Source organism: Streptomyces sp. NBC_01618 (genome assembly GCF_045209435.1).
Taxonomy (GTDB): Bacteria; Actinomycetota; Actinomycetes; order Streptomycetales; family Streptomycetaceae; genus Streptomyces.
On sequence record NZ_CP109297.1, the window covers coordinates 8,010,265 to 8,031,382 of the forward strand.

Consider the following 21,118-nt stretch of genomic DNA (forward strand, 5'->3'; position numbering starts at 1 on the left):
ACCTCGACGGCCGGGCAGTCTGCCATGCACATTTTCGCCGCTGTGGTCGGCTGACACCCTCGGACGACTCTTCAGTCCGGATCTCATTTCTCGCACCGATGGGAGCGTGCAATTACATTGACTACTGACATCACCCGGCGGGCGCTGGTTGTCCGCGGCGGCTGGGACGGGCACCAGCCTGTGGCGATCAGCGACGGGTTCGTCCCCTTCCTGAAGGACCACGGATTCGCCGTCGAAACCTCCGAGGACCTCGCGGTTTACGAGGACGCCGAGCGCCTGGTCGAGACCGACCTGATCGTGCAGTGCTGGACCATGGGCACGATCACCCGCCAGCAGAGCGACAACCTCGCCGCCGCGGTCCGCGCCGGCACCGGACTGGCCGGCTGGCACGGCGGCATCGTCGACTCCTTCCTCGACCACGGCTACCACCTGCTCACCGGAGGCCGGTTCGTGATGCACCCGCCGGGCTTCCTCGACCACACCGTGCACCTGCTGCCCGAGCAGGCCGAGCACCCTGTCATCGCGGGGCTCCACGACTTCGACGTGCACACCGAGCAGTATTGGGTGCTCACCGACCCGCACATCGAGGTACTGGCCACCACCACCTTCCCGTCCGACGAACTGCGCGACCGACCTGTGGTGATGCCCGCCGTCTGGACCCGGACCTGGGGCGCGGGGCGGGTCTTCGTCTCGACCATCGGGCACAAGCCGGACGACTTCGACGTGCCGGAGGTCCGCACGATGACCGAAAGGGGACTGCTGTGGGCAAGCCGCTGAAGATCGGCATCGTGGGTGCGGGCAAGATCAGCGGCGCCTATCTCGCCACGCTGGATCGCCTGTCGTCCGTTCAGTTCACAGCCGTCACCGACCTCGACCGGGACCGTGCCCAGACACTCGCCCAGGAGGGGTCAGCCGGGGGAGCGGGAAACGAAGGGAAGATCGCGGTCGTCGGATCCCTTGCCGAACTGGTGGCCCGGGACGACGTGGACGCCGTGCTCAACCTGACCATACCCGCCGCGCACGCAGAAGTTGCCCTCGCGGCCCTCGGCGCCGGCAAGCACGTCTACGGGGAGAAGCCGCTCGCGGCCAACCGCAAGGAGGCCGAGGCTGTGCTCGCCGCAGCCCGCGAGGCGGGGCTGCGGGTGGCTTGTGCCCCCGACACCGTCCTCGGCACCGGCACCCAGACCGCCCGCAAGGCCGTCGACGACGGCCTGATCGGCCATCCCGTCGCCGCCACCGCCTTCATGACTTGTGCCGGTCATGAGAGTTGGCACCCGGACCCGGAGTTCTACTACCGGCCCGGCGGCGGCCCGCTACTCGACATGGGCCCGTACTACCTCTCCGCCCTGGTCCATCTGCTTGGCCCGGTGGTCAAGGTGACCGGGGCCTCGTCCCGGCCGCGCGCCGAGCGCACCATCGGCAGCGGCCCCCGCACCGGACAGAACTTCTCAGTGGAGGTGGACACCCACGTCACCGGCGTCCTGGAGCACGCCGACGGAACGCTCAGCACCCTGGTCATGAGCTTCGATGTCAAGGCCGCTCGCCTGCCTCGGATCGAGGTACACGGCACCGAAGCCTCGCTGTCCGTGCCCGACCCCAACGGCTTCGACGGACCCGTCGACATCAACCGCGGCCCCGGCTGGGAGACCCTGCCCGTAAGCGCCGGCCACCGCGACGGCGGCCGCGGTACTGGACTTGCCGACCTGGCCGAGGCCCTGGCGGAGGGGCGCCCGCACCGCGCCTCTGCCGAACTCGCCGCCCACGTCCTGGACATCATGCTCACCCTCATGGCCGCTGCGGACCAGGGCCGTGCACTCCCGGTCGCCAGCACCTGCGAGCGGCCCGCTCCGGTGACCGGCCCCGGCCACTGACCGACGCTGTCGACACCCCTCGGCCGCCCCGCGACGGCACCCCTATGAAGGGACTCCACCCGGGCAACTCCTATATGCGGGTGGGCTGTCCGGCCTCCGGGATATAAGAGTCGCCCGTGTCCCTGACGTGACGCCTCGCGGGCGTGAAAATCGGTACGGGGCTGTCCGCCGACGCTGTCAACGGCTTGGGCGTGGGGAGTGTAGCGGGCTGGGACGGGGGTGGGGCGGTGTTTGTGGGGTCGTCCCACGAAGGTGTGGCCGGGCTGCTTGTCGTGGCCACGTTCCGGGCAGCTCGCTCGCATGAGTGATGAACCAACGGGCGTGTGGGAAGAGGGACTTGCTGAGCTGCTCTTGCGGATCGGAAGACGTTTTGCCCGCGTGGAATCTCGGCGTCGGGTGCGGGACTACGTCCGTGGACTCCTTGGTCCGGTGGGCCGCAAGAACGGCTGGCAGCTCGCCGAGTACGCCGGTCATGCCACCCCCGACGGGCTGCAGCACCTGCTTTCCCGGAGCCGCTGGGAGGCCGACGAGGTCCGCGACGACCTGCACGCCTACGTTGCCGAGCACCTCGGCGCGGACAACGGCGTGCTGATCACCGACGACACAGGCTTCGTGAAGAAGGGCACTACCTCCGTCGGTGTCCAGCGTCAGTATTCCGGCACCGCGGGGGCTTGTAATTGAATAACTGTCAGATTTGGTCTGCGGGGTATCTTTCGATAGGCGTCCCACGGGCCTTCAGCTGCTCCAGGGTGCGGGCGGGCGCTCCGGGCAATGGCATGACGGCGATTTTGTGCAGGTCCAGGAGACGGTGCCCGTCCTGGAACTGATTGGACAGGTTGGTGCGGGTGACGCCCAGCAAGTGGGCCAGGAGCGTACTGGTCGCTGCTCTGCGGCGGTGTAACAACGCTGTCAGCAGTCGGTGGTAGTGGTCCAGGCTGCTGGTCTGCGGGTGGAGATAGCTGCGCGGACGGTGAAAGCGTCGTTGGAATGCGGCCTCGGCCAAGGCGTCCCAGTACGGCTCCGAGACCGCCACCAAGTGGTCGAAGTCGGAGCGGGCCATGCCCGTCAGGGCCGGGTCGGTGAGCAGTTCGGTCAGGGCCGGGTCGATCTGGCGACGAGTCCGTGGCGCCTCGGGAGGATTGGGCGGGGCAGGTGCGAGGGTGTAGTTCCAGTCGCCGTGGAACGTGCTCGGTGTGATCGGCAGAGCGTGGAACTCGGCGGGCGTGACGGTCGTGCCAAGGTGGTAGCTACCGGTGTCGAGTTCGGCCCCGATCGAAAGCCCGGTCGTGGTGGTCGTTGCGGCGATGGTCTCGAGGGCGACCTCGTAGCTGGTCAGCGGCCGTCCTCGCCAGTTCGCGGTGATGTGGCAGAACATCCGGTGTTCTATCTTGTTCCACTTTGATGTGCCAGGTGGGAAGTGACAGACCGTGATCTCGAGCCCACTCTCCTGCGCGAAGGCGTGCAGGTGCTTCTTCCATGTCCAGCGGCGGGGATCGTTGGAGCCGCCGGAGTCGGCGGTGATCAGCAGCCGGGTGGCGTCCGGGTGGTCAGCTTGTCCGCGGTGCTGCCACCAGCGGCGGATGGACTCCACCGCGAACTCGGAGGTGTCATGGTCGGTTCCGACGTTGACCCAGCCGCTGTTGTGGGCGATGTCGTAGATCCCGAAGGGGATGACCACCGGCTGGTCGCTGGTGATGAAGGTGTGACAGTCCACTTTGATCGGGTTTCCGCCCGGTCGCCAGGTGCGGCCGGGCCGGTCGCGGTCGCCGAGCCACTCTTTGGCCTTGGTGTCGATACTGATCACCGGCTGGTTGTCGTTGAGGAAGGCGGCGGCGGTGCGGTTCAGGTGGGCGAACTGGGCGTCGCGGTCCGGATGGCCGACGCCCTCGTGGGTCTTCGCGGTGCCCTGCAGGCTGTAGCCCAGGGTGTGCAGCAGGTGCCCGACGGTCGTGGCGCTGACCGGGTGGCCCTGGTCGGTCAAGGACGATGCCAAGGCGCGCAGCGACAGCGTGGTCCAGCGCAGCGGGGAGATGGGATCGCCGCGAGTGTGCGGCTCGATCAACGCCTCGAGTGCCGGCAGTAGACCGGAATCGGTGGCCGTCAAGGGCTTGCGACCGCCTCCCGGAACCCGGATCCGACGGGTCGGTGCAGGCTGCCCGGCCAGCTCGCCGATGCCGCGTGCGATGGTGGCGGTGCTGGTACCGGAGGCCGCCGCCACCAGAGTGATACCGCCGTGGCCGATCGCCGTGGCCTCGCTGGCCAGATAGAGCCGACGACGGCGCTCATCAAGATGCGGCAGGATCTGGTCGAACTTTGTCTGCAAGGCTTCGGCCGCTGTACGGGGTTGCGGATGCGTAGCCATGCCACAGCCTCCCACCGGCACCCTGACAATGACGATGCTTCAGATCAAATCTGACAGTTATTCAATTACAAGCCCAGGCCGCACCGAGAATTGCCAGATCGGCGTCTTCGCCGCCTATGCCACCGCCCGCGGCCACACGCTGGTCGACCGCGAGCTCTACCTGCCCAAGTCCTGGACCGAGGACCGCGAACGCTGTCGGGCCGCCCGTGTCCCCGACGACCGCGTCTTCGCCACCAAGGGCGAACTGGCGCGGGCCATAATCCTGCGGGCCCTCGCCTCACCCCTGCCCATCGGCTGGGTCACCGCGGACTCCGCCTACGGCCAGGACTCCCACTTCCGCCGCTTCCTCGAAGACCACCACCTTTCCTACGTCGTGGCCGTGCCCAAGTCCCAGCAGGTCCACGGCCCGCGCATCGACCACCTCATCGGCCAGGCCCCGCCCGAAGCCTGGCAGCGGCTGTCCGCAGGAAGCGGCGCGAAGGGCGAGCGTTTCTACGACTGGGCCGCAGCCCGCCTGCCCGCCGTGTGGGAATTCGACGGCGACGAACCCACCCGGCAACGCTGGATGCTGGCCCGCCGCAGCATCGCCAAGCCCGACGAGATCGCCTACTACCTGGCCAGCGCGCCTCTGGACGCCACCGTTGCTGACCTCGTACGCATCGCCGGCTGCCGCTGGAAGGTCGAGGGATGCTTCCAGAGCGCGAAGAACGAATGCGGCCTTGACCAGTACGAAGTCCGCCGCTACGTGGGCTGGTACCGGCACATCACACTCGCCATACTCGCGCATGCCTTCCTCGCAGTCTTGGCCGGCCAGGAACGAGAAAAGGGGGCACCGAGCGGGACACACCCGACCTCGTGGACCTCACACCGGCCGAAATTCGACGTCTGCTGGCAGTTGGACCCCGCCGCCATGCTCCAGACCGCGACCACGCCGTGACGTGGTCCCACTGGCGTCGCCGCCACCAAGCACGCGCCCGCCGCTGCCACTACAAGCAGCCCGGCCACACCTTCGCGGGACGACCCCACAAACACCGCCCCACCCCCGTCCCAGCCCGCTACACTCCCCACACCCAAGCCGTTGACCAGCGCTAATGAAGAAGTCCGGCTGGAGTACTAGGCGCCAAGTTGCCGGTGGGCTCACCAGCGATGATGAACTCTGGTCGGCCGGCCAACGCGCGGGCGCAGGCCACCCGCTGTTGCTGGCCGCGGGAGAGCTGCGCGGGGCGATGCGCGAGCCGGTCGCCCAGCCCCACGTCCGTACGGCGTCGCCACATGGCGGCGGCTCGGCTTTGTCGAGCCGCCGCCAGTAGGACCGGACGTGTAGTGGGCGGTTCAGGTCAGTGACAGGCCGCTGGAACCGCTGGTGATCCTGTGGTACTTGCCGTTGAGGCGCACTCCGGAGAGTGTTCCGGTGAGTCCTCTGCGGACCGTGGCGTCCTGCAGCTTGGCGGTGGTGCCGTCGGGGGTGTAGCCGAACAGCTCGCTGATGATGATGTCGGCGAACTTGCCACCGGGCACGCAGTTGAAGACCTGAAGGCTGGCGGGTGAGGCGATGACGGCGCGGTAGCTAGGTATGTCGGGGAAGGTCAGCGCTTTACCGAACCCAGTCGGTCCCGTACTCCACGTCGCCCCATTGATTTTCACCGCCTCATCGCTGATCGACTCGGTGGTGGTCGTGCCGTTGCCTTCGTCGAAGGCCAGGCGCAGCACCAGCGCGTCGTCGGTGGCGCCGGTGTCCGGGGTGGTGGCGGCATACTGGGCGTTGATCTCGGCGGCGGACAGTGCCCGGGCGTAGACGCGGGCTTCGTCGATGCTGCCGATGAACCGGCGGCTGGAGTCGGAGGGGCAGTTTCCCACGACCAGCGGGGCGTTGGCGGATGGGGTCAGGGTTCCGGTGGCTGGGCGGGTGGCCTGTACGGTGCCGTCGATGAAGATCTGGAGTTGGTTGCCGTCGTAGACGCCCGCGACGTGGTGCCATCCCGAGGTCGGGACCGTGCTGGTGGTCTGCACCTCGATGAAGCGACCGTCGAGCGTGACGACGAAGGATATCTTACCGCCAGCGCCACCGCGGAGCACGTAGCCAGCCGCCCCGCTGCTCCAGGAGTCCTTGCCGATGATGCTGCTCTGCCAGATCTGTGTCGGCCAACTCGAGGGGTTGATCCATGCGGAGACCGTCACGGCCTTCGCTGGGTTCAACGCCGGCCGGTCGGTTACCGGCACATCGGCGACCTGCTGGAGCTCGTGGGCCTGGCTGAACGGGCCCTGGCGGGTTACACCCGCGAACCTTCTCAGCAGGGACAGGAACGCCGGATAGTCACCGAACCGCGCGAAGGTCTGGGCGGTGAGCGCAGGCCAGGCGTCATAGGCGCCGTCGGTGCCGTGGTCGACGCGGGGGACCGGTGCCTGGGAGTCGGACAGGGACAAAGCGCGCATCCAGTCCCCGGCCACCAATTCGGTGGTGACGAAGTTCTTCATGGCGGCTTTTTGGGCGTCGGTCAGGGCCGGGGCGAGCAGGTTGCCCGCGATGGCGAAGTCGAGGACGGTCCGTACCGCGACGGTGGTGCCGTCGTTGTGCCGGCAGTTCCACACCCCTTGGTTGGCGCTGTCGTACAGTTTGAGGACTTCGCCGAGAAGGGCGTCGGCTCTGTTGGTGAAGTCCTTGGCGGTTGCCGAGTCACCCGCGCGAGCGGAAAGCTGTGAGACCTGCTGCATCATCCACACGTTGGCCGCATTGAAGGACGCCACTTGGTGGACGTATTTCGGCAGAACTTCCAGGAGGTTGTGGTTCTCGCCGTAGTCGGCCAGCGACTGCCCCTGCGGCACCAGGCTCTGCCAGTGCGTGGCCATGCTCTTCAGATGTTCATGGACGGTCTTGCCGGTGCCGGAGACAGGGGTGTCGAGGAAGGAGACGTCGCCGCTGTAGTTGATGTAGTTGAGGATCGTGGTGAAGACGGTGAGGTCGTTGGCGCTGTACCACGGGCCGACCGTATTACCGGAGACGCAGTCGATGGCGTATCCGTTATAGATGTCCTTGGAGAGCCAGTAGGTGGTGTGGGCCTTGACCATCTTCGGATCGAGCAGAGCCAGGATGACCGAGGCGTAGGAGGTGTCCCAGAAGTAGGTGACGGTGTTTGACCATTCGGGCCCTCCGGTCACGTAGACACGGTCGAATCCGCGGAAAGCGCCAGATCCGGTAGGTCTGCCGAGAACGCCAGAGAATGCGGCGGACAGATTCGTGCGTTCGCAGGCCAGCACCGACAAGATGCTCATGTAGTACATGCGGGCGATCGCGGTGTCGTCGGTGTCCAGAGTCGGCAGGCAGCCCGAATAGTGACCGTCGCCCGGGGTGAAGGCATCCAGCCAGCGATTCTTCCAGCCCCTGGCGGCGGCGTTGAAGGCATCTTGGAACTCGGCGATCGTGGCGTTGCAGGCGTCGAGCACACTTTTGCCGTCACTGACGTCCTTCAGTGGCGCCCCCGTGGAGGTCTGGCCCACCTCCATGACGATGTCGATCGTCGCCGATTCTCCCGCGGCGACCGGCCATTGAGCGGTTCCGCCGGCCGACGCCGTACTCAACGTGGGCGCCGGAGCGAACGCGAACGCAGTCACCGCCGAAGAGCCGCTGTCAGAGATCAACAGGCTCGAACCGGAGACCTTGTACGCGGTGAAGGTACGGCCGCCGCCCGGCCGCGGGGGACTCCACGTCCAGCCGGCCGTCGCCCTGGCGATACGGGGATTGGCATTGACCGACACCGTGATCGCCGTCGTGGTGGGGTTGGAGACGGTGACGCGCAGCAGCAGTTCGTTGCGTTCGAAGGCGAGGCGGGTCGCGGTCTGGATCCGCACCCCGGAACCGGTCACCGCCTTACGCAGGACCTCATAAGCCGACCAGCGCGATTCGCTGGTCGTGATGGGCGCGCCATCCACGCTCAGCGCACAGGCGTCGCCACCACCCTGGAGATAAGGCGCAAGCGTGAAGTTGCGGATTCCCAGCACGTTGTCGGCGACGCCCACAGCCCCCCAGAAGTTGCTGACGGCAGGCAAGTGCCCCAGCTCCCCCTGCGGCAACCAATCGCTGCTCAGCGAGTCCAGGGCCGGTGCCTGACCTGCCGCGGCCGCGGCCAGCCCCGCTCCGAACATCGGAGTGGCGAACGCCGCAGCGCCCACCACCCCAGACCACGTGAGGAATGTGCGGCGATTGATGTCTGGCATGATTGTCTCCTCAAGGTTAGGCGCGCTCAGGCGCCGTGCGTTGCAGGCGGGCACCCGCCCGGCGCCGCAACAGCGCCGGGTGGGTGGCGGGTTGTCGTGGGCGAAAGCAGCGCCTTCTCAGGAACTGCGGTTCTTGTTTCGGTCTTGGTTGTGCTTGCTGGTCATGGGGTGGCTTCGCGGATGGCGATGGCGTCGTAGACGGCCCATGAGCCGGTTTGGGTGGTGATGGTGATGACGTTCTTCCCGGCGCGGAGTTGGTTGGTGGGCAGGGGGAAGTCCATGATGGTGGGGCGGATGTTGCCACCACGTCCGTCGCCCCAGTGGTAGCCGTCCCCGCCGCCCGCCGGGAGCTGGATGGTGGTGGCGGTTTGTTCGTTCAGGCTGAGGGCCAGTTTCGGCGGGCTGGTCTGTTGGGTGTCGACCAGCCATGCGGTGAGGGCGAGATCGTTTTCGGGGGTTTGGGGGAGGTCGAAGCGCAGGGTGAAGGTGTGGGACCGGCTGCCGGCCCAGGCGTCGGACGGGCCGGGGTGGATGTAACTCCACGCGGATGCGGGGTCGCTGCTGCCGACGGTGAAGTCGACACCGTTGGGGAAGGTGCTGGGGTAGGCGGAGTAACGGTTGGGGGTGAGAGCGAATCCCGCCGTCGCCACATCGACAGCCCCGACCACGGCGATCGCGTGGTGGACGGTGGCGGAGACCTCGTGGTGGGACGTGCCCGTCGCATCCTTGACCGTCACGACGAGGGTCTGCGCCCCCGAGGCGCTCGCTGGCGGGGTGACGGTGAAGGTCGGGGTAGCAGTGGCACCGGCGGCGAGTTGCAGCGTACGGGTAGCGGGTTCGACCTGCCAGCCCTGAGGCGTTTGCAGCGAGACTTCCGTGTCCTGGGCTTGGCTGTCGTTGTCGACCAGCCGGACCTGGAACGTGGCCGGGGTATCCTGCAACAGGCGCAGCTCCGCAGGTGCAGTCGACACTGAGATCGCCGGAATGCCGTTCACGTAGAGCACACCGTCGGGGAGTTCGGTTCCGTCGGCGGAGACGGCGGTGAAGGTGATCCGGTGAAGCTCTTCCGGAATGTCCTCGGCAACTCGCAGCGTAAGGTCCTGGCCGGTTGTGCCGCCCGCTGGGACGGTCAGCGTGCCGCTGGCCGGCACGGTACGCAGACCCGCAGGGGCGTTGGTCCGCCACTTCACCGTGACCGCTTCGCCGGTGAGATTCTTCGCCTCCAGCCTGACCGTGCCGTTCTCGCCGGGACCCACCCGAACCTGATCAGGCGTGGAGTAGATGACCGCGGGTGCCTGCGGTGAGTGGGAAGGCGGCAGTTGCTTGACGCCCCACGCCTTGTTCGGCTGGTCACCCATCCACAGCTCCAGCGTTCCACCGCCGGTCAGCTGGTCATGGTAGAACCAGGCCTGGTCCAGTTCCTTGCCGTTGAGCGTGGCGCGCTGGATGTACATGTTGGCCGCGGAGTTGTCGTGGGTGACGATGCGGAACTGCCCGCCGCTGTAGTAGCCGGCGTTGAGGTTGATGGCGACCTTGTCGAAGATCGGTGAGGTGATGTCGTAGACCGGACGGGACAGGCTCGCTCCCGTGACTTCGAACAGACCGATCGCCATGAGTGCGCTGAGCGATCCCATCTGGCCCTGGTCTTCGTCATGGTGGCCATACCCATCAGTGGTGGATATAGAGGAGTAGACCTTTTCCTTCACCTGTCGCACCCAGTACTGGGTCAACCACGGTTTGCCCACGTAGTTGAACAGGTGCGCCAGTTGCAAACCGGGCTGGTTGCCGTAGTTGACGTAGGCGCCATCGTCGCCGTTTCCCCCCTCTTCGCCAATGAAATTGGCACCTTTGGAGCGGTCGAAGGCGTAGTTGAGTTTGTCGGCGTAGGCGTTCATGCCGCCCAGCCGGTTGGCCAGGCCGGTCACATCGTGCGGGGTGTACCAGGTGGCCTGCCAGGAGTTGGCCTCCACGAAATCATTCGAGGACAGCGGGTTGAACGACGCGAGCCACCGTCCGTCAGAACCTCTGGGCCGGATGAACCCGGTAGACCTGTCGAACAGGTTCTGCCAGTTGCCCGACCGCTCGATCAGGTAGGCGCCGGTGTCGGAGGTGTCCCATACCTCGATCTCGTTCAGCCCCACGTTCTCGCCGGTGCCGCCGGTCACTTCGAACCGTACCCAGCTGACCTGCCTCGGCCGGAAGGCCACCACCTTGTTCCTGCCATCGGTGGGGATGTTGCTCACCGCGATCGTCGACCCGTCGCTGAACGTCAGAACGCCGGAGTTCGCGTTCGACCTCGGGTCCGCCCGATCGCTGATCACCACCTTGTGGACGCGCTTCTCCTCACGCCAGCTCAGCTTGATCCACGGCTTCCGTTCCGTGGACGCCCACTCCACATTCTCTGACGGCACCATGCTGGAGCGGATCGGCCGACCGTCCACCGCCCGCACACCCGCGAAGTTCGAATCATTCACCTGCGAGGAGACCGACACCTCGGCGAACTGCGAGACGTTCAGCCCCGTCTTGCCCAGCCGTCTGGCCAACTGCCCCAGCGTCCAGTCCTGGAACGCGAACTCCAGCGTCTCCCCAGCACCACGCGACTTCCAGCTGTCCGGCATGTTGTGCGGCACATACCCGTGGTCAAGATACGGCCGGGCAACCCCACCGTCTCCCATCCAGGACGCATTCGCGTACGTGGCCTTGTCGAACAGGCCGCCGATGGACTGGGCGTCGAGCATGGCGTCGAAGGCCAGGTTGATGTCGAAGTCGCGGATGCCCTTGTTCCAGGCACCGGTGATGAACGACGTCACCGCCGAGCCAGTCATCACAAACGAGTCGTCACCAAAGCGTGGGCCGCGCGGCAGCAGGCCGCCGTCCTGGTACATCTGCAGCTGCGAGTGGACGAAGCTGCTGTAGATTTCCGGATACGCGAAACCGAGCACGGTGTTGAGGTTCCACTGGGTCAACCACAACGCGTCGTAGTTGTACATCGCGAACCGCGGCACACCGCGGTCATCCAGCGGGATCTGCTTGACCTTGCCGTGCCGCCACGTGTTGTCCAGGTACTTGCCGTCCACGTCGCTGATCGTGCTGCGTCCGCACAGTACGTGGAACAGGTCGGTGTAGAACTTGACCTGCTGCTGTTCGGAGCCGCCTTCGACTTCGATGCGTCCCATCATCGCGTTCCAGTGCTGCTGTGAGGCTTGCTTCACCGCCTCGAAGTCCCAGCCTGGCAGCTCCGCTTGGAGATTCTTGCGCGCCCCCGCCGCCCCGGTGAACGACAACCCCACCTTCATTTGCACGACCGCACCGGCGTCCAGCTGCTCGTAGCAGACGTACACACCCATGTTGTCGCCGGACAACTCCTCGATCGCCGCACCGCCGTTGGCCAGGCTGCCACCCACCCAACCACGCAGCGAATCAAACGGCCTATCGAACCGGATACTGAAGAACAGTCGGTTCTTTTCCGGCGGCGTTTGGGGCCAGTAGAGGCCGTCGGTGAGATATCCTCCCTGGTCGACGTATCCCTCGATCTCAGCGTTACTGACCTTGGTGACGTGGGCGCCCTTCATCTTCGCTTCGCCCAGCATGCCGCCGAGGTTGATGACGATCTCGCTCCGGTCGGCGTTGTCGTAGGTATAGCGGTGCAGGCCCACGCGATCGGTGCATGTCAGCTCAGCGGTGACTCCGTACCGGTCCAGATGCAACCGGTGGTAGCCCGGTTCGACGACCTCACTGGCGTCGTGCTTCACAGACGACTGCCAGCCGGTATCGCCCTGCAGCTTCGACACACTCGCACCGGTGGTGGGCATCACCTGCACGCCGGCGATCTGCCAGCAATGAAGGTGACTGAAACCCTTGACGTTGTTCTCATCGTGCCGGTAGCCCGTTCCCCAAAGAGTGTTTGTGCTCGTGTCCGGCCGCAGCTTGATCATGCCGAACGGGTTGCTCGCCGACTGGAAGAAGAAAAACCGGCCCCGATCCGCTTCCACCCACGGATTGACCAGGCGCACATAGTCCCGGCCCGCCTTGGCTGAAACCGCATCCCCCGGCGCTGCTGCCCGAGCAATGCCGCCGGAACCGCCAACTCCCGCAACGCCCGCTGCCAGCACTCCACCGGCGGACAACAGAAGACGACGACGGGCCAACTGACCACTTGCCTTCGGCTCGGTCACTTCGCGCTTCCCTTCACTTACCTCTGGCTCGGTCACTTCGCGCTTCCCTTCGAGATTGATTCGGGTCATGAGTTCTGTGCGAGATGCGGAAATCGGTTGGCGGGGCCGCCCCCGCTGTTCGGCGGAGCGGGCGCGACCCGGCGATGCGAGGAGAGCGGTGCGGGCGGGCTGTTGGCTGCACGCCTTTGCCCACGCCCGGCGCGTTGGGACTACCGGGTGAGGGGGTCCATGAACGCCGCGGCTCGGTGTGTGATCTCGTCCCAGTTGCCCTCGGCGACGGCTGTCGGGGTGACGACCCCGGTTCCGGCGCAGACGGCGACGGCTCCGTGAGCGAGGTATTCGGCGGCGTTGGCGGCGTTGACTCCACCGGAGGCGACGAGGGGGGTGCCCGGGTAGGGGCCGTGGAGGTCCTTGAGGTACCGGGGGCCGAACCCACTGGCAGGGAAGATCTTCACGGCAGCTGCGCCGAGGTCGACGGCTTCGGCTACTTCGGTGGGAGTGAGGGCGCCGAGGACGACGGGCAGTCCCGCCTCGCGGGCGGCTTGAGCCACTTCGGGGCGGCAGCCGGGTGTGACGAGGAAGCGGGCGCCGGCTTCGATGGCGAGTTCGGCTTGGCGGCGGGTGAGGACGGTGCCGATGCCGACGTGGGCGCCGCTGGCGGCTGCTTGGGCAAGGTGCCGGGTGACGTCGGGGGTGGTGAAGGTGAACTCGACGTGGCGGATTCCGCCTTCGGCGAGTGCCGCGCACAGAGCCGGCGCGTCTGCGATGTGGGGTGCGCGGACGACGGCGATCACTGGGCTGGCGGTGAGCTCCGCCGGAAAGGACAGGGGCGTGGTCATGGTCTGGTGCTCCCTGGTCGGGATTGTCGTGATGTGGGTGCGAGGCCGATCAGGCTGTGCGGTCAGGGCAGGGCGGGTGAGTGGATTCCGGCGCACGTGACCCGGGTTGCGGCCCATTCGTCGGGGGAGGCGGCGAGAAGGGCGGCGGTGAGCTCGGGGGAGGGCGGGACGCCGTGGTCGCCGTGGGTGATGAGGGCGGTTGCGGCGGTGAGGTGGCCCAGGCGCAGGCGGGAGCGCTGGTCCAAACCGCGCAGGGTCGCGGCGAGGTAGCCGGCGGCGAACCCGTCGCCGGCGCCGGTGGGTTCGACGACCTCGACGACGAGCGCAGGTTCGCTGACGGTGCTGCCGTCCGCCCTTAGCACGGTGACTTGGTGCTCGGAGTCTTTGACGACCACGGTTGCGGGAGCGGGGAACGCTGCCCGGATGGCGGCGTGGCTGCTGAGCCCGAAGGCGGCTTCGGCCTCGTCGGCTCCGAGGAGGAGCAAGTCGGCGGCATTACCGAGTTCGAGCAGGACGGCCGGGTCACGGTCGTGCCAGAGGGCGGGCCGCCAATTGAGGTCGAAGCTGACGGTGCGGCCGCGGCGAGGAGCGGCGAGCAGGGCCCGGATCAGGCCGAGGCAGCTGTCGGAGAGCGCAGGGGTGATGCCCGACAGGTGCAGTAGTCGGGCGCCGGAAAGGAGTTGATTGAACACGGGGTCGGTGAAGGTGTCGGGGCCGAGGGCGGAGGCGGCGGAGCCGGTGCGGTAGTAGCGCATCCGGCTGTGCGGGTGGGTTTCCTTCAGGTAGAGGCCCGTCGGCCGTACGTGATCGATGGTGACGGCCGAGACATCGACCCCGCGTGCGGTGAGCTCGCTGATGATGCGTAGGCCGAAGCCGTCGTCCCCGACGCGGCTAACCCAGGCGGTGGTGATCCCGTGCCCGGCGAGGCCGCAGGCGACGTTGGACTCGGCGCCGCCCACGCCGACCCGGAACTCTTCGACGGACTCGGCGGGGCCGGGGTGTCCGGGCAGCAGGACGGCCATGGTCTCGCCGAGGCACACCACTTGCGGGTTGTGGACTGCTGGCTCGGTGCCGACGTAAGCCATGGGTCTGTGGTCCTTCCGTGTTCCGTCCGGTGCCGGAGGGCGGTGTGCTGCGTGCGGCCGCCGGCTTCAGCGAAGGTCGGTGATGGTGAGCGTGATGTCGCTGGTCCAACTGGTGCCGGCCGGCAGGAGGGGTGCCTGGCCGCGGGTGGGGCAGGCCGGGGAAGTGTCGCCGGGCAGGACGTTGGCGGGTTCGATGGCGACTACGTAGGCGCGGCGGTACCAGGGAAAGCCGCTGCTCGCGTGGCACTCCTGCCACAGCCAGGCATGTGGCAGGACGGACGCGTCCCACTCGACGCGGATCCCGAATCCCGCGCTGGGGCTTTCGATGGCGAAAGAGCCGGTCTGGAAGTCGGTGAGGCAGGCGAACACGGCGCGCCCGCTGTCCGGTCCGGGGCACTGCCGCAGGTCCAGGACGTCCCCGTCGACGGCGGGCGCGAGCGGGAACGCCGCGCGGACATCGGGCGGCAGGACCGTGCCGGGTTGCTCGGCATCGGTGAGGACGGTGCAGGCCGCGGCCGTGAAGGTGCAGTGCTCGTCGATGAACGGTGCCCCGAAGCCCGGGTGCTGGACCCACATCACCGGTACCGGTTCCCCGGAGGTGTTGTGGACGGTGTCGCGGACGTGCAGGGTCGGCCCGTCCAGGCGCAGGCTGCGGGTGAGGCGTAGCGGGGCGGTGATCAGGTCGGTGGCGAGACGGACTTCAGCCTCGTCCGCGCTCTCGACCGTCCAGGCGACGACGGCCGCCTCACCGTGGTAACCGCGGCGGACGCCGTCGACGGTCCGCTCGGCGCCGGCGTTGGGCACGAGCTGCTGCCAGCCGCCACCGTAGCGGGCGAGCCAGTCGGTCCGGCTGTCGCCGGTGACGGGCGCCCCGGCCAGGTCGCGGCGCCCCCACGGCGTGCGCCACAAGACGTCGATGCCGCTGGTACGTTCGGTGACGGACGTGATGTCCGCGCCCTTGTCGGGGCGTACTTCGACCGACAGGTGGTCGCCGTGCAGCCACACAGAAGAGGTCATGGCCGGTCAGCCTCCGAACGGGTGGGCGGGCAGGCCGCGGACGCCCAGGCCGCGCACGGCCAGGACGGAGCCGGCGGGCCCGGTGGGGCCGGGTCCGAGGCCTTCGCGGGCCGTGGTGACGTAGAGGACGTTGAGGTTCGGGCCGCCGAAGGCGCAGGAGGTGGGCTGGTCGACGGGAAGGGGGACTTCGGCGAGGACCCCTCCGTCGGGGGAGAGGCGGATGAGCCGGGCGCCGCGCCACAGGGCGATCCACAGGCAGCCGTCGGCGTCGACGGTCATCCCGTCAGGTTCTCCGGCGGCTTCGGGGAAGCGGGCGAGGGTGCGCCGGCGGGCGGGGGCGAGCCGGTCGGGCAGCACGTCGAAGGCGTTGACCTCGTGGGCGACGGTGTCGATGAGGTAGAAGGTGCGGCCGTCGGGGCTCCAGCCGAGGCCGTTGGGCTGCGTCAGGCCGTCGAGGACCGGTTGCGTTGCCCAGTCCGGGGTCAGGACGTGGAGAGCCCCGCGGCCGGCGGCGAAGTCCATGGCGCAACTGCCCGCCCACAGCCGTCCTTGCGGGTCGCACTTGGCGTCGTTCATCCGGCGCCCGGGCGGCAGGACGGACAGGCGGGTGGTCCAGGTGCCGTCGGCGCGGACATCCGTGAACCCCTCGGTGGTGGCCGCGACGTATCCACCGGACGCCTTGGGGACGGCGGCGCCGACGAAGGTCGGCAGGGTGAGGGTGTGCGGGCGGGGCACGGCCGGGTCGGCGGTATGGACGCGGCCGGCGAGGATGTCCACCCAGGTCAGCTGTCCGATCTCACCGTCCCAGAACGGTCCTTCTCCGACGCGGGCCTCACCGGGTATCGCGACGGTGATGTCGATGCTCAACTTCACTGCTCCGATCGCGGGTTGAAGAATCGTCGGTGATCAGTCGGGGAGGGCCACGGCGACCTGGGCGAGCAGGCCGCCGTCGACGGGCAGGGCGATGCCGGTGATGAAGGCGGCGCGGTCGCTCGCCAGGAAGGCGATGGCCTCGGCGACCTCCTCGGGACGGGCCACCCGCCCGAGCGGGTGGCTGCGGCCCCACGTGGCGACGAGTTCGTCCGCCTCCTCCGGGCTGCCGGCGAACCCGGCGGCGGCGGTGCGCAGCATGGGGGTGTCGACGGAGCCCGGGCAGACGGTGTTGGCGCGGACGCCGAAGGCGGCCTCGTCGACGGCGAGAGAGCGGGCGAACGCGTTGAGGGCGCCCTTGCTGGCGGTGTAGGCGGCGACGTTCTTCTGGGTGACGAAGGCCTGGACGGACGAGACGAGCACGATCGAACCCGCGCCGCAGGCGCGCAGGGCGGGCAGGGCGTGCTTGGCGGCGAGGAAGGCGCCCTCCACGTTGACCGCCATCACCTCCTCCCAGGTCGTGCGCGGGGTGTCGGCGGCGGTGCCGTAGCGCTGGATGCCGGCGCAGGCGACGAGGACGTCGAGTCCGCCGTGGTGCCGGACGGCGTGACCGACGGCGGCGGTGACCGAGGACTCGTCGGTGACGTCGGTCTCGACGTAGGTGATCGCATCGTGGACGGCGGCCTCCGGCGGTGTGACGGACGCGCACACCACCCGCGCGCCGCGGGCGGCCAGGAGCTCGGCCGCGGCCAGGCCGATGCCGCTGGATCCGCCAGTGACCAGTGCGGACTTGCCCTTGAATTCCATGGGTGTGCGGTCCTTCTGCGAGGAGGCTGCGGGAGGAGGTCCCGGGGCCGACAGGGGCGGCCCCGGGGCGGAGCGCGGGAGGCGCGGTGCTACTTGTACAGGCCGGTCTGCGAGGCCGGGTCGTCCAGGTTGTCCTTGGTAATGACCAGCGGGACGAGCGGCTGATCCTTGGGGATGCTGCGGTCGCCCTCGACGTACTTCAGCGCGTTCTCCACGGCCAACTGGCCGATCTTGTACGGGTTCTGGGAGACGAGGGCGGTGAGGGTGCCGGTCTTGAGGTCGCGGGCCTCCTGCGGGCTCGCGTCGTAGCCGAGCACGGCGATCTTGCCGGTCTTGCCGGCGGCCTTGATGGCGTTGGCCGCGCCCTCGGCGGTGATGACGTTCGAGGCGAAGACGCCGACCAGGTCGGGGTTGGCGGTGATGGCGGACTGCACCAGGCCGGCGGCCTGCGTGGCGGAGTCGTTGCTGGCGTACAGGTTGGGCAGCACCTTGTACTTGGACTGACCGTCGAAGGCCTCCCGGAAGCCCTTCTCGCGGTCGTCGAGGGAGCTGATGCCCGGCTTGATGTGGACAAACACCACCTTGCCGCCCTCGGGCTTCTGCTTCATGAGCTCTTGGGCGCCCAGCTTGCCGCCCTGGACGGAGCTGGCCGCGACGGCGGTGAAGATCTTGTCGCTGTTGACGTTGTTGCCGGTCGTCATCACCGGGATGCCCTGGGCGACGGCCGCGTCGATCGGGGCGGCGAGCGCGGTGGCGTCGGTCGGGTCGATGACGATGGCGTCAGGCTTCTTCTGGACGACCGCCTGGAGGACCGGGATCTGCTCGGAGGCCTGGAAGTTGGCCGGGCCCTGCACGATCGGTGTGACCCCGGCTGCCTTGGCCGCGGCCTCGAAGCCGGCGATCTGCGTCGAGTAGTACGGGTCGCAGGTGCACCCGGGGATGAAGGCGATGGTGCGCTGCTTGCCGGAGCCGCCGCCGGTCGCGCTCGCGGGGGCTTCGGAGGAGGAACAGGCCGACAGGGCGAGGCCGGCGGCCGCGGCCGTGGCCGCCAGCGCGGCCCGGGTGATTCTGCGGGACATGGGGTGATCCGTTCCGTCTGTGCGGGGGAGGTCCGGGCTGGTGCGAGGGAGGTCAGGACGCGCGCAGTTGCTGACGGCGTTTGATGTCGTCGACGGCGACCGCGACGATGAGGATCGCGCCGATGGCCACCGTCTGCCAGAACGGCTGGACGTTGACGATGACCAGTCCGTTGTTGAGCACGGCCGGGATCATGACGCCGACCGCGGCGCCGAAGATGGTGCCGCGGCCGCCGAAGAGGCTGGCCCCGCCGATGATGACGGCGGCGATGGCGACGAGGTTGTCGGCACTGTGGCCGCTGACCTGGGTGGTGGTGTACCGGGCGACGTCCAGGACGGCGGCCAGGCCCGCGAGGGCGCCCATCATGGTGAAGAGCACGACCTGATGGCGGGTCACCTTGATGCCGCTGCGGCGGGCGCCTTCGGCGTTGGAGCCGATGGCGTAGGTGTACCGGCCGAACTGCGTCCTGGCAAGGACGAGGCCGGCCACGACGGCCACGGCGGCGGCGATCCACACAGGCAGCGGCAGCCCGAGCACCTGGCGCATGCCGATGCCGGTGACCATCTGTGGCGGCAGCCCGGTGACGTCGGTGCCCTTGGTGATGACCTGTGCCAGGCCGAGGCCCATGCCGAGGGTGCCGAGCGTGATGATGAACGACGGGATCTTCAGCCGGGTGACGAGGACGCCGTTGAGCAGGCCCCACGCCGCGCCGACGGCCACGGCAACGGCGATGCCGAGCGTGATGGCGGCACCGGCGTTGGGGTAGCCGCTTTCCGCAGACCCGCTGACCGCGACGATCGTCTTGGCGGCGATCACCTGGCTGAAGACCAGCACGGATCCGATGGACAGGTCGAGCTGGCCGCCGATGATCAGATAGGCGGTGCCGACGGCCAGCAGGATCGTCCCGGAGGCGTTGAACAGGATGTTGCGGAAGTTGTCCGCGTTGAGGAACGTTCCACCGGCCTGAATCGAGAAGGCCACAACGAGGACGACCAGCGCTAGGAAAACCCAGTTGCCTGTCAGCGCGGCGGCTGCGCGGCGCACGTGGTTCGCGCTGTCCGGACCGGACACGTCCGCGCCGACCGTGGGGATGGGGGGATGGGGAGTCATGGCGTGCTTCCCTGCGGGTCGGTCGGGGTTCTGGTCGCCGCGCCTGTGATGGCGGCGACGATCTCGTCGTGCGAGGTGGTGGCGGGCGACAGCGTCGCGGCGGTGGAGCCCAGACGGAGCACGACGATGCGGTCGGCCACGTCAGTCACGAACGGCACGCTGTGGCTGATGACGATGACGGCGATGCCCCGGTCCCGGGTGCGCTTGATCAGCTGGGCGACCTGCTCGGTCTGGACGAGGCCCAGCGCGGCGGTGGGCTCGTCCATGATGACCACCTCGCGGGCCCAGATCCCGGCCCGGGCGATCGCCACGGTCTGGCGCTGGCCGCCGGAGAACATCCGCACCGGAGCCTGATAGTCCGGAACGCGCTTGTTGTCGAGGACGCCCAGCCGGCCCAGCAGTCCCGGCTTGCGGCGCTCACGGCCCAGGAACAGGTTGGCGGGGGCGGACAGGTCGTCGGCCAGCGCGAGGTCCTGGTAGACGGTCTCGACGCCGGCGGCGCGGGCGTCCGAGGGGTTGGCGAAGTGGACCTGTTCGCCGCGTACGCGCAACTCGCCGCTGTCCGGAGCGAGGGTGCCCGACAGGATCTTGATCAGCGTGGACTTGCCCGCGCCGTTGTCGCCCATCAGGGCCACGACCTCGCCGGGGGCCACCTCCAGGGACACGTCGGTCAGTGCCGTGACGTGGCCGAAGCGCTTGGAGATCCCGGTGGCCGAGAGCACGGGGACGTCCGGACCGGAGGGGCCGGGGGGCGATGCCGTATTCGATGGATGCATCAGCACGAGTCTTCCTCTCTCATTGGCGACTCAGCTGCTCTCCGCAAGAAGCTCCAGGTGCGTCCGCTTGTAACCCGGAGACCGCCTGGCGGTAACCGGGATGCTTGCATACAAGTTCTTCAGTATGCAAGGATCATGTCGTGAAATCGGATCGAAACCTTCCAGGCGGCCCGCCGGCCCTCGCATCGGTGGGGCGGCTACGTGTCCGCCAGCGCACCTCTGACCGGGTGTATGAGGAGTTGGCCGCGGCCATTCGTGATCTGCGGATCGAGCCGGGTGCGTCGTTGTCGGAGACGGATCTGGCTGAGCAATTGCAGGTCAGCCGCACGCCGCTGCGTGAGGCTATCGCGCGGCTGGTGGATGGCGGTCTGGTGTCGGTCGTGCCCCAGGTGGGCACGCGGGTGGAGCCGATCCGGCTGCACGACGTGGAGCAGGCGCGCTTCGTCCGCGAGAGTCTGGAACTGGCCGCGTTCGCCGCGGCTTGCGAGAAGCCGGAGCGGGACGTCACCGGGCTGCGCACCCTTCTCGCCGAGCAGGAACGCTGTCACGAGGCCCACGACCTCGGCGGTTTCTTCGCCGCCGACGAGGCGCTCCACCGGCAGATCTTCGAGATGAGTGGCTATCCGGGCGCCTGGCAACTGATGCAGCCGATGAAGATGCACCTGGACCGGTTCCGGCGGCTCAGCCTGCCCGACCCCGAGACGGTGCGGGTCCTCATCGACGAGCACACGGCGATCGTGGACGCGCTGGAGTCCGGCGACGCGGTACACGGCCACGCCCACATCAGCAGGCACGCCCGCAGGGTGCTGGAGACCGCCCCAGGACTCCAGGCCCACTACCCCGGGTACTTCGCCGGATGAGCCGGACAGGCCCGACCGACGACGCCGGCCGCCGACGGCGGGCTCCGCACGGGGCCG

At 68.2% G+C, this 21,118-nt stretch carries 14 protein-coding genes and 3 pseudogenes; 5 read left to right on the forward strand and 12 right to left on the reverse strand.

The features are described from left to right. Positions 1-117: 117 nt before the first annotated feature. The 3 genes and pseudogenes from OH735_RS37420 to OH735_RS37430 form a co-directional block, all read left to right on the forward strand. A complete protein-coding gene (locus OH735_RS37420) occupies positions 118-777 on the forward strand; it encodes a ThuA domain-containing protein (RefSeq protein WP_326791527.1) in 660 nt (219 codons plus the stop codon). Then, on the forward strand, positions 762-1,871 hold the full coding sequence (locus tag OH735_RS37425) for a Gfo/Idh/MocA family protein (protein WP_406386224.1): 1,110 nt from the start codon (positions 762-764) through the stop codon (positions 1,869-1,871). Before OH735_RS37420 ends, OH735_RS37425 begins: the two co-directional genes overlap by 16 nt. Positions 1,872-2,171: 300 nt before the next feature. Next, positions 2,172-2,540: pseudogene (locus OH735_RS37430) on the forward strand (transposase); the annotation flags it as partial. On the opposite strand, the pseudogene OH735_RS37435 reads toward OH735_RS37430, so the two are convergent. Continuing rightward, positions 2,519-4,233 (reverse strand): annotated as a pseudogene (locus OH735_RS37435) (ISAzo13 family transposase). The pseudogenes OH735_RS37430 and OH735_RS37435 sit on opposite strands and share 22 nt — an antisense overlap. Before the next feature lie 34 nt (positions 4,234-4,267). Here OH735_RS37435 and OH735_RS37440 point away from each other — a divergent pair. Next, positions 4,268-5,170, forward strand: a complete 903-nt coding sequence (locus tag OH735_RS37440) for an IS701 family transposase (RefSeq protein ID WP_406386225.1) — start codon at positions 4,268-4,270, stop codon at positions 5,168-5,170. A gap of 184 nt (positions 5,171-5,354) precedes the next feature. Here OH735_RS37440 and OH735_RS37445 read toward each other — a convergent pair. From OH735_RS37445 to OH735_RS37495, 11 genes and pseudogenes are all read right to left on the reverse strand, one after another. Further along, positions 5,355-5,507: pseudogene (locus OH735_RS37445) on the reverse strand (ATP-binding cassette domain-containing protein); the annotation flags it as partial. A 58-nt stretch (positions 5,508-5,565) separates the two neighbouring features. Next, positions 5,566-8,499: a LamG domain-containing protein gene (locus tag OH735_RS37450; RefSeq protein WP_406386226.1), complete on the reverse strand. Its 2,934-nt coding sequence runs from the start codon at positions 8,497-8,499 to the stop codon at positions 5,566-5,568. A 107-nt stretch (positions 8,500-8,606) separates the two neighbouring features. Next, a complete protein-coding gene (locus OH735_RS37455; protein ID WP_406386227.1) occupies positions 8,607-12,689 on the reverse strand; it encodes a glycoside hydrolase domain-containing protein in 4,083 nt (1,360 codons plus the stop codon). A gap of 140 nt (positions 12,690-12,829) precedes the next feature. Then, positions 12,830-13,459 carry a bifunctional 4-hydroxy-2-oxoglutarate aldolase/2-dehydro-3-deoxy-phosphogluconate aldolase gene (locus tag OH735_RS37460; RefSeq protein ID WP_406386229.1) on the reverse strand — a complete coding sequence of 210 codons (630 nt, stop codon included), beginning with the start codon at positions 13,457-13,459 and terminating at the stop codon, positions 12,830-12,832. A gap of 62 nt (positions 13,460-13,521) precedes the next feature. Beyond that, on the reverse strand, positions 13,522-14,544 hold the full coding sequence (locus OH735_RS37465) for a sugar kinase (RefSeq protein ID WP_406386230.1): 1,023 nt from the start codon (positions 14,542-14,544) through the stop codon (positions 13,522-13,524). Positions 14,545-14,610: 66 nt separating this feature from the next. Further along, complete coding sequence (locus OH735_RS37470; RefSeq protein WP_406386232.1) at positions 14,611-15,561, reverse strand: aldose 1-epimerase; 951 nt, start codon at positions 15,559-15,561, stop codon at positions 14,611-14,613. A gap of 6 nt (positions 15,562-15,567) precedes the next feature. After that, positions 15,568-16,434: an SMP-30/gluconolactonase/LRE family protein gene (locus OH735_RS37475; protein ID WP_406386234.1), complete on the reverse strand. Its 867-nt coding sequence runs from the start codon at positions 16,432-16,434 to the stop codon at positions 15,568-15,570. A gap of 33 nt (positions 16,435-16,467) precedes the next feature. Beyond that, positions 16,468-17,238: an SDR family oxidoreductase gene (locus tag OH735_RS37480; protein ID WP_406386236.1), complete on the reverse strand. Its 771-nt coding sequence runs from the start codon at positions 17,236-17,238 to the stop codon at positions 16,468-16,470. Positions 17,239-17,327: 89 nt separating this feature from the next. Next, the gene (locus OH735_RS37485; RefSeq protein WP_406386237.1) at positions 17,328-18,317 is read right to left on the reverse strand and encodes a substrate-binding domain-containing protein; all 990 of its coding nucleotides are present in this window, start codon (positions 18,315-18,317) and stop codon (positions 17,328-17,330) included. A 52-nt stretch (positions 18,318-18,369) separates the two neighbouring features. Then, positions 18,370-19,425, reverse strand: a complete 1,056-nt coding sequence (locus OH735_RS37490; RefSeq protein ID WP_406386238.1) for an ABC transporter permease — start codon at positions 19,423-19,425, stop codon at positions 18,370-18,372. Beyond that, on the reverse strand, positions 19,422-20,201 hold the full coding sequence (locus tag OH735_RS37495; RefSeq protein WP_406386914.1) for an ATP-binding cassette domain-containing protein: 780 nt from the start codon (positions 20,199-20,201) through the stop codon (positions 19,422-19,424). The genes OH735_RS37490 and OH735_RS37495 overlap by 4 nt, the downstream gene beginning before the upstream one ends. A 140-nt stretch (positions 20,202-20,341) precedes the next feature. Here OH735_RS37495 and OH735_RS37500 point away from each other — a divergent pair, with 140 nt between their 5' ends. Next, a complete protein-coding gene (locus tag OH735_RS37500) occupies positions 20,342-21,061 on the forward strand; it encodes a GntR family transcriptional regulator (RefSeq protein WP_406386239.1) in 720 nt (239 codons plus the stop codon). The last annotated feature ends 57 nt before the right edge of the window (positions 21,062-21,118 follow it).